This is a genomic window from Paenibacillus sp. FSL H7-0350 (assembly GCF_038593195.1).
Classification (GTDB): domain Bacteria; phylum Bacillota; class Bacilli; order Paenibacillales; family Paenibacillaceae; genus Paenibacillus_AQ.
In genome coordinates this window covers 3,930,345-3,944,570 of record NZ_CP151972.1, presented here as the reverse complement: position 1 = coordinate 3,944,570, position 14,226 = coordinate 3,930,345, and the positions used below count along the sequence as shown (strand labels likewise).

Here is a 14,226-nt window from a genome sequence, read left to right as displayed (position 1 = left end):
TGTTGTGGAGAGTGGGCGGGGGCAAGCGGGCACGTAGCTCAAATTCGGCACAAATTGGGGTTGTGACTGTTGCATTTCGCGCAGGATATGCGCACAGTACACTTCAACCGAGCAGCAATGTTGCACTTTTTGCAGCAATTTTCTAAATTTGTTACTGGCTATGGCACATTGTTGCATCTTTTGCAGGAATTCCGGCGCTTCGGGGCTAGTTAGGGCTGCGAATGTTGCATTTCATGCAGGATTTCCACGCAGAGGGCCTCTCATGAGCGACATTGTTGCATATTCTGCAGGATTTGCGAGCAGGTCTCCCCCATCAGACCGCTTCTATCTCCCGGCACTATTGCACTTTGATCCCTCTGCACCAGTTCCCCCTGCTCTTCCCCGCCAAACCATAAATTCATTGAACAATCCGGCGGTAATCGGGTAGTATGGAGAAATATATTAACGGGCCTGAACATAAATAGCACTGCCGTCTTACTAAAGGTTACGGGCAAGAAAGGATGTATTCTGTTTATGATGAAGCAAAACTCGGTGACAAGCCTGGCCGAAAGCGGGCCGTCCAGAAGCCAGCGGCTGCAGCTTGCCGTGATTCTGGGAGCCATCGCTACCATTGGCCCGCTGTCGATTGATATGTATCTGCCTGCGCTGCCTGCTCTTGGCCTCTATTTCGATACCAGTCCCGCCATGATACAGCTTACTCTGACCTTCTTCCTGCTGGGGCTGGCTTCGGGCCAGCTTGTAGCCGGACCGCTCAGTGATGTGCACGGGCGCCGGATTCCTCTGTTGTTCGGGATGATTATCTATGCGGTGTCTTCGCTCCTCTGCGCGTTCAGCCCGTCCATCGGACTGCTGATTGTGCTGCGCTTCATTCAAGGCCTGGCCGGATCGGTAGGGGTGGTGATCTCCCGCGCGGCGGTCCGCGATATGTACAGCGGCTCGGAATTAACCAAGTTCTTCTCGCTGCTGATGATTGTCAACGGACTGGGCCCGATTGCAGCGCCGGTCATCGGGGGACAGCTGCTGAGAGTGACGGACTGGAAGGGCGTATTTATCGTCTTGTTCGTATGCGGGCTGCTCTTCGCGGCGGTCATCCTGCTGCGGCTGCCGGAGACTCTGCCTAAGGAACGGCGTATACGCAGCGGACTGGCAGGAACCCTGCGTACCTTCCGCACTCTGCTAGGCAATGCCGGCTTCATGGGCTATGCGCTCTCCCAGGGCTTTGTTATGGCAGGCATGTTCGCGTATATCTCGGGATCATCCTTTGTGCTGCAGACGATTTACGGGGTATCCCCGCAAATGTACAGCCTGATCTTCGCCGTGAACGGCTTCGGTATTATTCTGACCGGGCAGATTGCCGGGCGGATGTCGGCCAGAGTGGGTGAGCGTAAGCTGCTGATCTGCGGCCTTCTCCTTAGTACCTCCGGCGGTGTAATGCTGCTGATTACCCTCCTCGCCGGAGGCGGGCTGCTGCCAATCCTAATCTGTCTGTTCGCTGTGGTTGCAAGTGTAGGTCTGGTGGGTACGACCAGCTTCTCGCTGGCGATGCAGGATCAGGGGGAGACAGCAGGCAGCGCCTCTGCGCTTCTGGGTCTGCTTCCCTTGCTGCTGGGGAGCTGCGCGGCTCCGCTGGTCGGACTCGGCGGCAGCGGATCGGCTCTTCCAATGGCGCTGGTCATCGCGGGAGCGGGTCTCCTGTCGGTTCTGTCCTATCTGCTGCTGTGCCGAAGAGAGGTCAAGCCGTGAGCCGCAAGGACTTTGCTACCCTGCTGCTGCTTGCTTTTGCCTGGGGGGCTTCCTTCCTGTTCATGCGGATTGCCTCGCCGGAGCTTGGTCCGGTCTTCACGACAGAGCTGCGCGTTACGATTGCCGGAGCTGCTCTGCTGCTCTATGCGCTGTTGACCCGGCGCAGGCTGGGCCTCCTGAAGCACTGGAAGTCTTTCCTGCTGCTTGGTGCGATTAATGCGGCGCTTCCGTTCACGCTGATCTGTATGGCTGAGCTGCATCTGAGCGCCTCACTGGCAGCGATTCTGAATGCTACAACCCCGATGTTCGCGGCACTGGCAGCGTGGGGGACCCGGAAGGAGAAGCCGGGGGCGGCCAAATCGGCCGGATTGATTATAGGCCTGGTGGGTGTGGGTGTGCTGGTCGGCTGGAGCCCGCTCCCGCTGACCAGTACGGTTCTTTTATCCGTAGGTTACTCTCTTGGAGCCGCGCTTTGCTATGCGTTCGGAGGATTGTACGCATCACGCGTAGGCTCCGGTCTCTCTCCGCTGGCGCTTGCTGCGGGACAACAGCTGGGCGCAAGTGTGGTGCTGCTGCCGCTGGCGGTGCTTTTTGCCCCGGATCATCTCCCTTCTTCCGCCGCTGTATATTCTGTCCTCGGCCTGTCGCTGATCTGCACCTCGGTGGCGTATCTGCTGTACTTCCGGCTGATTGCCAGTGTCGGACCGGTCAAGACCGTCAGTGTTACTTTCCTCGTACCTGTATTTGGCCTGTTGTGGGGCGTAATCTTCCTGCAGGAGCAGGTGTATGTTAACACCATCGCCGGGCTGGTCATCATCCTGCTGAGCGTTATGCTGGTGAACCGGAGGGCGCGCCAGGAGTAGAGAGCGGATATTCAGCCAACTTTCAGCGCATTTTAACGTTCATTGTAGAGAAAGGGGATATATTGAAGAGGTGAAAGGAGGGATCGCCCATGAATGTCTCATCCGTAGCCGCTTCAGCATCCGTATCTTATACCTCCTCCAGCGCCAGCGATACCGCTGCACTTGAGAAGCAGAAGGCGAAGCTGGAGGCTGAGCTTGAGAAGGTAAGCGCAAGCCAGGACAACGAGCAAGCCAAAGAAACACAAACCAAGCAGCTAGAACAGCAGATCAAGCAGATCGAAGCACAAATTGCCCAGAAGTCACAGGCTGCGGGCAGCTCTGCTTCTGCCCACAGCGCTGCTGCGTCTCCGGACAAGCCTTCCGGTAACAATAATAAGCTGACAGCAGCATCCGTTCAGGCGATTGCTAACGCGACCACTGACAGTTCAGGTAGATTCGACATTAGAGTATAGCCTTAACGAGAACAGTATGCCTCTGAAGAGAGCCGCCATTGCCGTGGTGACAGGCTCTCCGTTAGGGGATGACAACCCTTGGCACGATGATAAAAGCACCCGGACTAATCGCAGTCCGGGTGCTTTTAAAATATAGAATTTATATGTTGCACACGATAAATTATCCCTCTATTTCCCGCTGAAACGGTACCGTCCTTTAAAAGGACGGTACCGTTTCCACTTGTGCCAATATAGATGTATACACTTCACATCATCAGAGGAACAAATATAGCTCCAGTGCAGGGAATTATCCTCCGCCTGCCGTCTTACTCTTGTAAGCGTGTGACCATTATACGGGAGTTCTGCTGCGGATCTTGTTATAATGGGTTCGTATGAAGAGGGCTGAATATGTTCAGGTAACAAGAGCGTTCGGCAGTGAGGACAGGTGAAGTCATGCATACTGTAATCAAAAATAAATTGGAACGCTTCAAAATCGTACGGCTGCTGATATCCATTTACCGGATTAAGGCGGTGCGGGCGCTTTTTCCGCTGATGATTATCGGGCTGGTCTATCTGGAGGGGCAGCATGAGCTGAAGCAGATTCACATGGGTAAAATCATCCGTGATCTGAAATCCGTTCCCGTGCCCTCTATTATGCAGATGCTGGGAATATCGCTGCTGTCAGTGGCAGTTATGAGTACTTATGATTACTTGATCCGGCGGCATTTCCGCCTGCAGATCGGCTGGCTGCGGACCTTCCGTTATGCCTGGATTGCCAATACGTTCAATAATATGATCGGATTCGCCGGTCTGGCTGGCGCGGGCCTTAGAACGCTGCTCTATAAGCGGAGCAGTGTGCCTGCGTCCTTGCTCGCGCCGGCCATTGTGTTCCTGTCACCGCTGATGATTACGGGGCTGTCGCTGCTCGGGTGGGGGACGATTACCGGGCTTCTGCCGGCGGACCGGTTGCTGGAGGCGCATCGCTGGCTGGGTTTTGCAGTCTGGGGGATAGCACTGTATCTGCCGTTCTTTGTACTCCTCCAGCGCTCTGCGCTCTTCGCCAAATGGGTCAACCGGGGTGAGGGGAGAACCGCCTGGCTTACTGTGGTTGCTTCTGTAGGTGCCTCCTTCCTGGAGTGGGTGTTCGCCGGGCTGACCTTCTGGTTCATTGCCGGTGAGATGCTCGGAAGCGCTCCGTTTCTCACCGTCTTCAGTATCTATGTTGTGGCTGCGATAGCGGGAATTCTAAGTATGGCTCCCGGCGGCATCGGCGCGTTCGATCTGATTGCACTGCTCGGGCTTACCCAGCTTGGCATCAAGAGCGATCATGCCATGGCAGTCCTGGTCATCTACAGATTATTCTATTACATTATCCCCTGGCTGCTCGGGCTGGTGCTGGCTGCGCTGGAGTTCGGGCTGCCGGGTACGAAGGGCACTGAACGCAGCGGCGACAGAGTCGAAGCACCCCTGACGGTATGGCAAAAAATATGGGGCTGGCCCGGCCAATATACCTTCCTCAGTGATCTGGGCGTATGGGCACTCGGTAAGCTGGTCTTAGCCAGTGGCCTGCTTCTGCTGTTGTCCGCAGCTACGCCTGAGCTGCTCTACAGGCTAAAGGTGACAGAGGAGCTGCTGTCGCTGCCCGTGATGCAGATCTCGCACCATCTGTCCGTGCTAATCGGCTTTATGCTGATTCTGCTGTCGCGCGGGATCTCCCTGCGTGTCCGTAGAGCCTATGTCTGGACAAGCCTGCTGCTGCTTAGCGGGGCGGTCTTTGCATTCACGAAGGGGTTCGATTACGAGGAGGCCCTGTTCCTGCTGGTGGTGGGGATGATTCTCTGGATCTCACGAAGCCGGTTCTACCGGATCAGCGTTCCTTTTAGCGCTAAAAGCACTTTATGGTGGCTGCTCCTGACTTCGGCTGTAGCCCTTAGCTATTACGGGCTGGCGAGTTATACCCATCACGGCTTCCTGAAGCATCTTCCGCCCGGCATCCAGCCGGAATGGCTGCGGCAGCACAGTAATGTGGCCGTTACGGCGGCCGGCGGACTGATCTTCTCCTGGCTGCTGCTGACGATGCTGGTAGCCCTCAGGCCGCAGCACAAGGCAGATACGCTTCTCGCGGATAAGGATATGGCGCGGCTGGAGCGCTTCCTCTCAGAAGGCTGGGGCAATGCCTTAAGCCACATGCTGTTCCTTGGCGACAAAAGCTTCTATTGGGCCCAGGAAGGCCGGGTGCTATTTGCCTTCGCCAGAGTCCGGGACAAGCTGGTGGTGCTGGGGGACCCGCTGGGGCCGATGGCTCTGCTTAACAATGGAATCAGTGAGTTCAGACAGGCTGCAGACTTATATGGCCTATCTGTAGTCTTCTATCAGGCGACCCCGGCGCATCTTCCGCTCTATCATGAGCAGGGCTACCGGTTCTTCAAGCTGGGGGAAGAGGCGCTGGTTCCGCTGGCGGACTTTGGCATTAGCGGTTCGCGGAACGCCAGCCTGCGTAATGTGAAGGGGCGGTTCGAGCGCGAGGGCTACCGTTTCGAGATCACAGAGGCACAGCATTCGAAGGAGCTGCTGCAGGAGCTCCGCCTGTTGTCAGAGGAATGGCTGGCCGGACGAATGGAAAAAGGCTACTCGCTGGGCTGGTTCAGCGAGCCGTACCTCCAGCTCGCACCGCTGGCGCTGCTGCGCGGACCAGAGGGCCATGTGTTGGCTTTTGCCTCCGTGGCTCCTGGCTATGACGGGCAGAAGAGCGTCTCGGTGGATCTGATGCGCCATCACAAGGATACCCCGAACGGGACTATGGATTACCTGTTCCTGTGTCTGCTGGAATGGGCGAAAGCCCGCGGATACAGTAGCTTTAACCTCGGGTCGGCCCCGCTGTCTAATGTCGGGGGCCGCTTTGGAGCGCTGCGGGAGGAGAAGCTTGCCCGGCTTGTTTTTGAACGCGGCGGCCACTGGTACGGCTTCTCCGGTCTGCGCCGGTATAAGGAGAAGTTCAACCCGGTATGGGAGCCGCGGTATCTGGCCTATCCCGCTGCTGTTACACTCCCTCTGTTGACCCTGGATCTGGTGCGGCTGGTCTCCAGACATCCGCAGGAGGAGGAGTGAGTTGAATAGCCTGTTGGTGATTGGCGAATAAGCCTTGTAATAGACGGAAGACCGGATACGGCGACAAGGAGTTGCGGAAAATATTTGATTTTCTGCAACTTTTTATATATCCAGGCGTCATAAATAGGGATTCAAAAATCGCGTAACAGGAGGATTATTCTATGTTCAAAAAGGTATTAGTTATTTCTGCGTTGACTATGGGCCTGCTGATTTCCGCCGGTCCGGCGAATGCCGGTCCCAAAGAGCAGCCGGTTAATGAGCAGACCGATGTGGTATGGGTTAGCGGAAATGCAGTGGCACTTGTGGATCATGTGAATAATAAAGCCGATATCGTTGACTTACATACAAACACTGCGATTACGATATCAGAGGACTCCAGCCGTATCCTGGACTTACAGGTGATGAGCAGTCCCCCGAAAATTGTGCTGCTTAAACAAGGCAAGGGCACTAAAATATCGAAATCCGTATTCTCCTCTAGTGGACGTCTCCTCAGCAAAACGGATATCCCGCTTAAAACGGCAGGGGATAAAGTGAAGTGGGTAGCTCCAAGCGGTAAAACCAATGAACGGATCATGGTCCAAGCGGGGAATACCTTCAGCCTCTATCAGTATCCCTGGGCGAAGCCGAATGTAACTTACAATGCCAAGTTCGTTGATAAGGGCTATGAGAATATATCTGTAATGGATTGGGATTTTCAGAGATACCCGTATTTGGCGGTTAAGTATCAGGCACAGGGCATTATGAGCACGGACTATCTGGTGAAGCTGGTTAATCTGTATTCAAGAAATGAGACGGTAATCAAGGACTTCAATACGGACTTCTCCATTCAATCCAGCGGGAACTTCTATGCGGCCTACACTTCCTACACTTATCAGCCCGTACCGGGGAATGTCAGCCGTCCTTCAGCCGATGAGGCTCAGAAGGTCTTCCGGTTAATCAGCAAAGCTACCGGCAAAGAAACGGCTTCAGTACAACAAATCTTCAAAGAGGAAGGCGACATTTCCGGTTGGGTTACGGGAGCGGTTAACGGTCAGGTTTTTGTGGGGGATCTGCAGGGGCACTCATGGTCTCTATTCTCTCAGGGGGGCGCGGCGCTGCTGAAGAATCAGGAATGGCCGAAGAATGGCACCACCAAATTCCTGTACGCTAATGTGAAGTCGAAAACAGCGTATTTCCTGGATTATTCCTCCGGTGATATCTCGGTCCTTGCGAGTACCTTGAAGTAATTAAAGCTGCTGTAGCTGCAAAAAAGTTGCCGCCCTCTCCGATAGCTGGGGGGGCGGCTTGCTTTTGATTAGGAGTGTGCGCTGTTGGGGGGAGTACTCGGACGCATGCTAAAGGAGTAAATGGTGTACCAAGATTGTATGAGAAAAACCGAATACATTGGACGGCGAGAGGTAGCACGAGCCGAATGTATGTCAAAAACAGCATACAATGGGCAGCTAGAGGGGGCACGGGCCGAATGTATGCCAAAAACAGCATACAATCAGCAATGGGCTGACGCGAAGGAGCGTAGGCCGAATAAAGGTCAATGGAGCAAAAATCAGGGGCGCTAGCGCCCCTGATTTAGCTGAATGCCCCACAAGTAGGTGGATAGGTAAGGCGGGTTTAACTATATTAGCTGCGAAGCACGTATAAGTTATCGCATGATCCATCCGCTAAGGTGATTTTGTTCGCGGACTCGCTCCGCATCCGCTCAGCTAATCCGGGCTACCCACCACAGTGTAGCTGCAACAGCCAGGATACCTATCGCTGCCAGTGTATCACGCCTGCTCCAGCGGAGCTGATAGACGGGGGTCCGCTGCTTGGCGGGATCATAACCACGTGATTCTACGGCTGTCGCCAGCTCATCGCCCATGCCCAGGACAAGAATCAGCAGAGGCACGATGATTAGGGCGATCTGCCTCGGGGACCAGCGGGCCATTCCGCGTGAGCCCAGCGCAAGCTGCAGCTGGGCCAGCTTGCCGAGAATCCACGGCACGAACTGCAGGGTCACGGATACGGCAAGCGACCAGTTACGGGTGCGGATGCCCAGGGTCCGCAGTGGAGCGATGCCCCATTCCAGACCCTCGCGCAAGGGGGCTCCGGTGGTCGTCTCGGTGAACAGGAAGCCCAGGGCAATCAGCAGCAGGAAGCGCAGCACGCTAATTCCCCCGCGCTCCAGTCCTGCATAGCTGAAGCTGAGCGGCCCGAGTACGAGGTCGGGAGAGCTCCAGCTAAGGCCGGACAGCAGCCAGAGGAACAGGAACATCAGCAGGAACGGGCGGAAGAAGCGGAAGGCCCGGCGCCAGGAGATGCGAGCCGATGCCGCGAGCCCGGTCAGCAGCCCGGTGGTAAGCAGCAGCGGAAGCAGAGTGTTCATCCCTAACAGGACCAGCGAGCCGAGAATCATCCCCAGCCATTTGGCCCGGGGATCAAGGCCTTGCCAGCCAGATCTGCGTGGAGGGTCCTGTTCGCGACTTGGGCTGCCGGATGTTGAAGCGCCACTGCGTGCAGAGTCGCCAGAGTCTGCGTGCCTGCTGTCTGCTTGCGGGATAGGCAGCGGGTGCTTTTCCAGCCCTGCCAGCAGCTCCTCCAGACTGTCCGGGACTGCTCCCAGCAGGCCATGCTGCACTGCTCTGCGTCCCATGGAAGCATAGACGGGGGGCGTGAGTCCGGCGTCTGCCAGCAGGCCGGGGTCGGCAGTCAATGCCGGAGCAGGACCGTCATAATGAATAGCGCCCTGCTTCATCACGATGACCTTGTCTGCAACCGGCAGGAAGCTGTCCAGATCATGGGTGCCGATGATCAGGGTCAGGCCGCTGCTGCGCAGCTGCTGCACCATTTCGAGCAGTGCTTGCGCTGCCTGCGGGTCCAGCCCTGCGGTCGGCTCATCCAGAATCAGGAGTCCGGGTTCTACGGCCAGGGCTCCCGCAATACATACGCGCCGCTTCTCACCTCCACTAAGCAGAAAGGGTGAGCGCCCGGCGAATTCATCGTAAGCCAGCCCGGTCTTCGCCAGGGCGCTGGCGATGATCTCTGGACGCTTCTCCTTGGACACCCCGCGCTCCATTAGGCCGTATTCGATATCTTTATGTACCGTAACCGCGAACAGCTGCGTCTCCGGCTGCTGGAACACCATGGATACTGCTTCGGCGGTCTTGGAGTCCGTCTTCTTCCCGTGATCGTAGAGTATCTGCCCGGAGGAAGGCTGTGCAAGACCCGCGAGCAGACGGAGCAGCGTAGATTTACCGCTCCCGTTCACTCCGCAGAGGACGGTCAGCGTACCTGTAGGGATATCAAGAGAGATCTCATGAACCGCTGGCCTGCTGCCTTCATAGCAAAAGGAGAGCTGCTCTGTATGAATTCTCATAGCAGCTCCTCCAGATCCTGCCCGGTCAGCGGCAGCAGATGAAGCGGCCAGCCCTGCTTCAGCAGCAGCTTCCCGACCCGGACAGCCGGAGAAGGAAGCCAGCCGAGTGTCTCCGGCAGATCCGAGGTATAGAACAGGCTGCGCGGGCTGCCGTCATAGAGCAATTGTCCCTCGCCCAGCACCGCGATGCGCGGGCTTGCGGCTAGCTCCTCCATCCGCTGGGTGACCCAGAGGATGGTAGTCCCCGCCTGCCATAGCCCCTGGGCCAGCTCCAGAATATCTGATCTTCCCTCAGGGTCCAGCATCGAGGTGGCCTCATCGAAAATGATCATATCGGCTTCCAGTGCCAGGCAGCAGCCTACCGCCAGGCGCTGGCGTTCTCCGCCGGACAGCGTGGATACCTCTGCTTCTGCTTTATGGCTTAGCCCTACCTGCTGTAGAATCTCATGGATTCGTGCAATCATCCGCTTCCGTTCCAGTCCCCGGTTCTCCAGCCCGAAGGCGATATCCTCGAAGGGGGTGGAGCCCACCGTCTGTGCTTCGGGATTCTGAAATACAAGCTGCACATGTTGCTTCACAGCCGTCCGGTTCTCCGGCAGGCGCAGGTCCAGTCCGGCCACGGACAGACTGCCGCCCGAGGGGGTATTCAGTCCGTTGAAGGAGCGGATGAGCGAGGATTTGCCGCAGCCGTTGGCCCCTGTGAGTGCTACCCATTCCCCGGGCTCTATATGAATGTTAATCCCTTGCAGTACCGTACGGCGATGCTGCCCCTCCCGCACAGACAAGCTTATATTATGCGCCCTGATCATCCTCATGCCTGCTTTCCGTCCAGCTCTAGTCAACAATTGCTACCCATTATAACAAAGTTTTCAGGATTGATGTATCTGGAGGGGGATGTTATAGTGATCCCAAGTGAAAACGGCTTTGCCGTCCTTCTAAAGGACGGTACCGTTTCTGCGGGAAATAGAAGGATAATTTGTAGCGTGAAACATATAAATTCTTATATTTTAAAAAAAAGGGGGAACCTCCCGGCCATGAAGAAATGGACAACCCGCGGCCTGATATTCAGCGCTTTATTTGCCGCTGTCATGATAGCTCTGAGTTATTTAAAAATCTCGCTGCCCTTCTCCACGGTACCCATCACCATGCAGACCCTCGCGGTAATGCTGGCTGGTTCTATCCTTGGGGCCCGTTACGGGGCACTTGCTGTACTGATCGTAATCGGACTCGCTGCTGCCGGATTCCAGGTGATGGGCGGAAGCGGAGGATTAGCGGTCCTGGTTGGCCCTACCGCCGGATATATCTTCTCCTGGCCGTTCGTGGCCTGGCTGATTGGCTTTTTCGCCGAACGCATCAAGCAGGACAAATACACCTTCGCGAAGCTGCTGGCCGTTAACTTTATCTTCGGGGCACTGTTAGTTTATCCGGGCGGTGTGGGATGGCTTGCCTATTCTACAGGCATGGATTCACTCGGCAAGGCACTGACGGCTGGCATGTGGCCGTTTCTTCCGGGCGACCTGCTCAAAGCAGTCCTGTGTTCGGCTGTAGTAACCGCAGTATGGAAGGTATATCCGATCGAACGTATTCTGAACAATGACACAGGCGTCTGGGCTGACGGGGATAACACAACCACAAGCCGCTAACCAACAGAAGCAAATGCTAACTGCAAGCTATGTCTTGCACAGCATAAATAGGCGAATTCATAGCCCCCGTGGCGTGGATTCGCCTATTTTGCGTTATTCATAATAGAAATTCTGTAGAGTTCATCAGATGTTGTGCATGTTGTGGATAAGATGTGGATAACATCGGGGATAAATCCCATTGTTGGAGCTGAAAGTGGGCCGGGTGAGTACCAGATGAGCAAATAAGTAGCTTGTTTTCGTTTATAAAGAGCAATATATTTCTTTTGTGGATAATATGTGGATAAAATGGGAGGTTTGTTGCCCGGGAAGTGAATCCGCTTCACAGCTATAAAAGAATGCCGTCCCCTAATCACAGGGACGGCATTCTTTATCTTTACAAGCTTACTCCTCCGCGCAGGCATCGGCCGGCTTCGGCTCGGGTAAGGCCCAGACGGAGACGCTGCCGCCGTTCACCGGGAATACGGCCCAGCCGTCTTCACCGATGGTGACGGACTCCTCACGGTTATGGGTGAAGTCCTCCCATACCTCCCCGCTGCGCGTTTCGCCCGCGAACATCCGCTTCTCTCCGTTGTCTCCGTTGGAGATGACTACAGCGCAGCCGGAGCCTTCGATCTCCTGAACGCCGCGCCGGACCCAGCCGATGGTGTTCGGATGGTCGAAGTAATCGTCCTGCTCCCCGTACGCCTTGGTGTAGCGGGCGCAGAGCAGAGGATCGATGGCGTCCTTCTTGCCTTCCATCGGGGCAGGGCCGCCGATGCCGTAATAATCCCCGTAGAAGACCACGGGATATCCGTCGCGCCGCAGCAGAATCAGGGCATAGGCACTTTGCTTGAACCAGTCGCCCACCCAGGATTCCAGCGCTTCATGAGGCTGGGAATCATGATTGTCGACGAAGGTGACAGCATTCGCGGGATGTGTCTGGACCAGCGTATCATCGAAGATATGCGTCAGGTCGAAGTCCCGGCCTGCCAGTGCAGCGGAGTACAGCTTGTAATGAAGAGAGACATCGAACAGATCGATCTGGTAATCGACAGTGTTCAGGAATTCGCGGCAGGCCTCCAGATTGGAGTTCCAGAATTCACCGACGATGTAGAAATCCTCGCCGCGTTTCTTTTTCATCTCCATGGCGAATTCCTTGATGAACTCGTGGTTGATATGCTTGATTGCATCCAGCCGGTATCCGCTGCATTGCAGCGTATCCACCAGCCATTTGCCCCAGTTCAGCATCTCCTGCTTCACATCTGCATTGAGGTAATCGATGTTGGCGAACATCAGATAGTCGTAGTTGCCGAATTCGGTATCCACATTCTCATTCCAGCCTTTATTCGTGCCGTCAATCCGGAAGACGCCGCTGCGGCCTTCCTTGGCATCGAAATCGGTCCCGTTGAAGTGAGTATGATTCCACTTGAAGCTGGAGTATTCATCCCCGCGCCCCGGGAAATCGAATTTGGTCCAGCCTTCAATCTCGAACGGCTCGGAGATATCCTTGGTACGGTCGTTTCGATCCACCTCAATGACCTCGAAGACCTCCGTCTCATCCGCTCCGGCTTTATGGTTCATGACCAGATCCACGTAGACCGCAATGCCGTTCTTCAGGCACTCGGCAATCGCGTCGATTAACTCCTGTTTGGTTCCGTACTTTGTGCGCACATCGCCCTTTTGATCGAATTCACCAAGGTCGTAGAGATCGTAGACCCCATAGCCGGTATCTTCGGGCGAGACGGCCTTAGTCACAGGGGGGACCCACACCGAATCAATGCCCGCCGCCTTCAGCTCCGGGGCCATCTGGGCCAGGCGTTTCCAGTGTTCTCCGTCCGCCGCGACATGCCATTCAAAAAATTGCATCATAGTATGATTTCTCTTCATATAGGTAGGCCTCCTTTACATGTGTAAGACAACTCCGACGGTTACCCTGATCTGGAGATTCTGGTAATGCTGGCGCTTCAGCAAGGAGTAGAAGAGATATATGTAGACCTCTGTACATCAGGTGAACAAGTCCAGCTGGCGCGGGGCCAGTCCGCCGTCGATCCCGAGCAGCGATTGCAGCTCTAGAGCATTAGGAGTGGCATCCCCGGCAGAATTATTATTAAATACCACGTAAATATTCTTACAGGTCTGTTCAAGCTCCAGCAGCCGGTCCCGCCACTGCGTCAGTTCCTCGGTGCTGTAGCAGTACAGATAGCGAAGCTTGCGCCAGTCCGGGTGACTGCTCTGGTTCCAGCCTGCGGTGTTGCGCCCATGCAGCCGCACGTAGGTGAGGTCCGGCCGGGTGGCGACAGGGACAATCGGGACGGAGCCGGAACCTGCCTGCGGCTCGTCGGCTATCGTATGAATCCAGCCTTCCTGCTCCAGGAAACGGAGGGTCCGCTCACGCATCTCAGGGCTGTACCAGGAATCATTACGGAATTCGATGGCAGCGGGCACATCCAGCAGCAGCTCCTTCGCCTCACGCAGGAAATCCACGTTGTCTTTGGTGCAGTCGAACCAGGGCGGGAATTGAAACAGGGCCATCGCCAGCTTCCCCGCTGAGCGGACAGGAGCGATAGAGGTATGGAAGGCCCGGTACATCTCCTCCGGCGTATCGTAGTAATTCTTTTTTTCCCGCAGATGTCCGGTCATTCCCTGATAAGCCTTCACAATGAATTGGAACGCCTCCGGCGTCTGATTCACCCATTTCTCGTAATTTCGGACCGGCTGAACCGCATAGAAGGAGCTGTCAATCTCCACAATGGGAAAATGGGCGCTGTAGGCGGGCAGGCGGTCGGCGGGTTTGATTTTGCCGTACAGCTCCTCATGGTCTCCGAAGCCGGTCAGCCCAATCTTGATCATAGTCCCCTCCCCCTCACAACTACCGGAATTAAGACCGAACGGATCGGCTAACTCTTATTAAACTGAATACCCGCCTATGCAAACAACAGGAGAACAGGAATGACGGAAATCAGTGCGGAACCAGGAAAGAACTGGAGAGAAAAAGGGGCTATGGAAGCTGGTATCACCAAAAGAGCAGGCAGATATACCCGGCGGGTGCCTTTTATTCAAATATAAGAATTTTTATGGTACCGTCCTTTAAAAGGACGGCAAAGACG

The 14,226-nt window shown here is 55.6% G+C and carries 10 protein-coding genes; 6 read left to right on the top strand and 4 right to left on the bottom strand.

What is annotated here, in order from left to right:
• Positions 1 to 516: 516 nt before the first annotated feature.
• From NYE24_RS17965 to NYE24_RS17945, 5 genes are all read left to right on the top strand, one after another.
• Positions 517 to 1,743, top strand: a complete 1,227-nt coding sequence (locus NYE24_RS17965) for a multidrug effflux MFS transporter (protein WP_036692258.1) — start codon at positions 517 to 519, stop codon at positions 1,741 to 1,743.
• Positions 1,740 to 2,606, top strand: coding sequence for a DMT family transporter (locus NYE24_RS17960; RefSeq protein WP_342476327.1), 867 nt, complete (start codon positions 1,740 to 1,742; stop codon positions 2,604 to 2,606). Before NYE24_RS17965 ends, NYE24_RS17960 begins: the two co-directional genes overlap by 4 nt.
• Before the next feature lie 89 nt (positions 2,607 to 2,695).
• On the top strand, positions 2,696 to 3,058 hold the full coding sequence (locus NYE24_RS17955; RefSeq protein WP_342476326.1) for a FlxA-like family protein: 363 nt from the start codon (positions 2,696 to 2,698) through the stop codon (positions 3,056 to 3,058).
• 432 nt (positions 3,059 to 3,490) lie between these two features.
• Complete coding sequence (mprF, locus tag NYE24_RS17950) at positions 3,491 to 6,145, top strand: bifunctional lysylphosphatidylglycerol flippase/synthetase MprF (protein ID WP_342479257.1); 2,655 nt, start codon at positions 3,491 to 3,493, stop codon at positions 6,143 to 6,145.
• A gap of 161 nt (positions 6,146 to 6,306) precedes the next feature.
• Entirely contained in the window at positions 6,307 to 7,371 is a 1,065-nt protein-coding gene (locus tag NYE24_RS17945) for a hypothetical protein (protein ID WP_342476325.1), read from the top strand.
• 470 nt (positions 7,372 to 7,841) lie between these two features.
• Here the strand turns inward: NYE24_RS17945 and NYE24_RS17940 are convergent, their stop codons facing one another.
• On the bottom strand, positions 7,842 to 9,497 hold the full coding sequence (locus NYE24_RS17940; protein ID WP_342476324.1) for an ATP-binding cassette domain-containing protein: 1,656 nt from the start codon (positions 9,495 to 9,497) through the stop codon (positions 7,842 to 7,844).
• Entirely contained in the window at positions 9,494 to 10,306 is an 813-nt protein-coding gene (locus NYE24_RS17935; protein ID WP_342476323.1) for an ATP-binding cassette domain-containing protein, read from the bottom strand. Before NYE24_RS17935 ends, NYE24_RS17940 begins: the two co-directional genes overlap by 4 nt.
• 225 nt (positions 10,307 to 10,531) lie before the next feature.
• Here NYE24_RS17935 and NYE24_RS17930 point away from each other — a divergent pair, with 225 nt between their 5' ends.
• Complete coding sequence (locus NYE24_RS17930; RefSeq protein WP_036692081.1) at positions 10,532 to 11,140, top strand: biotin transporter BioY; 609 nt, start codon at positions 10,532 to 10,534, stop codon at positions 11,138 to 11,140.
• Between the two features lie 381 nt (positions 11,141 to 11,521).
• On the opposite strand, the gene NYE24_RS17925 is transcribed toward NYE24_RS17930, so the two are convergent.
• The gene (locus NYE24_RS17925; RefSeq protein WP_342476322.1) at positions 11,522 to 13,006 is read right to left on the bottom strand and encodes an alpha-amylase; all 1,485 of its coding nucleotides are present in this window, start codon (positions 13,004 to 13,006) and stop codon (positions 11,522 to 11,524) included.
• 117 nt (positions 13,007 to 13,123) lie between these two features.
• A complete protein-coding gene (locus NYE24_RS17920) occupies positions 13,124 to 13,969 on the bottom strand; it encodes a DUF72 domain-containing protein (protein ID WP_036692086.1) in 846 nt (281 codons plus the stop codon).
• Positions 13,970 to 14,226 lie beyond the last annotated feature (257 nt).

What these genes read in the sequence shown, in the direction of transcription:
- NYE24_RS17940 (WP_342476324.1), bottom strand. Translation starts at nt 9,497, where the DNA reads ATGAGAATTCATACAGAGCAGCTCTCCTTTTGCTATGAAGGCAGCAGG.
- NYE24_RS17925 (WP_342476322.1), bottom strand. Translation starts at nt 13,006, where the DNA reads ATGAAGAGAAATCATACTATGATGCAATTTTTTGAATGGCATGTCGCG.
- NYE24_RS17945 (WP_342476325.1), top strand. Translation starts at nt 6,307, where the DNA reads ATGTTCAAAAAGGTATTAGTTATTTCTGCGTTGACTATGGGCCTGCTG.
- NYE24_RS17965 (WP_036692258.1), top strand. Translation starts at nt 517, where the DNA reads ATGAAGCAAAACTCGGTGACAAGCCTGGCCGAAAGCGGGCCGTCCAGA.
- NYE24_RS17935 (WP_342476323.1), bottom strand. Translation starts at nt 10,306, where the DNA reads ATGATCAGGGCGCATAATATAAGCTTGTCTGTGCGGGAGGGGCAGCAT.
- NYE24_RS17930 (WP_036692081.1), top strand. Translation starts at nt 10,532, where the DNA reads ATGAAGAAATGGACAACCCGCGGCCTGATATTCAGCGCTTTATTTGCC.
- mprF (WP_342479257.1), top strand. Translation starts at nt 3,491, where the DNA reads ATGCATACTGTAATCAAAAATAAATTGGAACGCTTCAAAATCGTACGG.
- NYE24_RS17955 (WP_342476326.1), top strand. Translation starts at nt 2,696, where the DNA reads ATGAATGTCTCATCCGTAGCCGCTTCAGCATCCGTATCTTATACCTCC.
- NYE24_RS17920 (WP_036692086.1), bottom strand. Translation starts at nt 13,969, where the DNA reads ATGATCAAGATTGGGCTGACCGGCTTCGGAGACCATGAGGAGCTGTAC.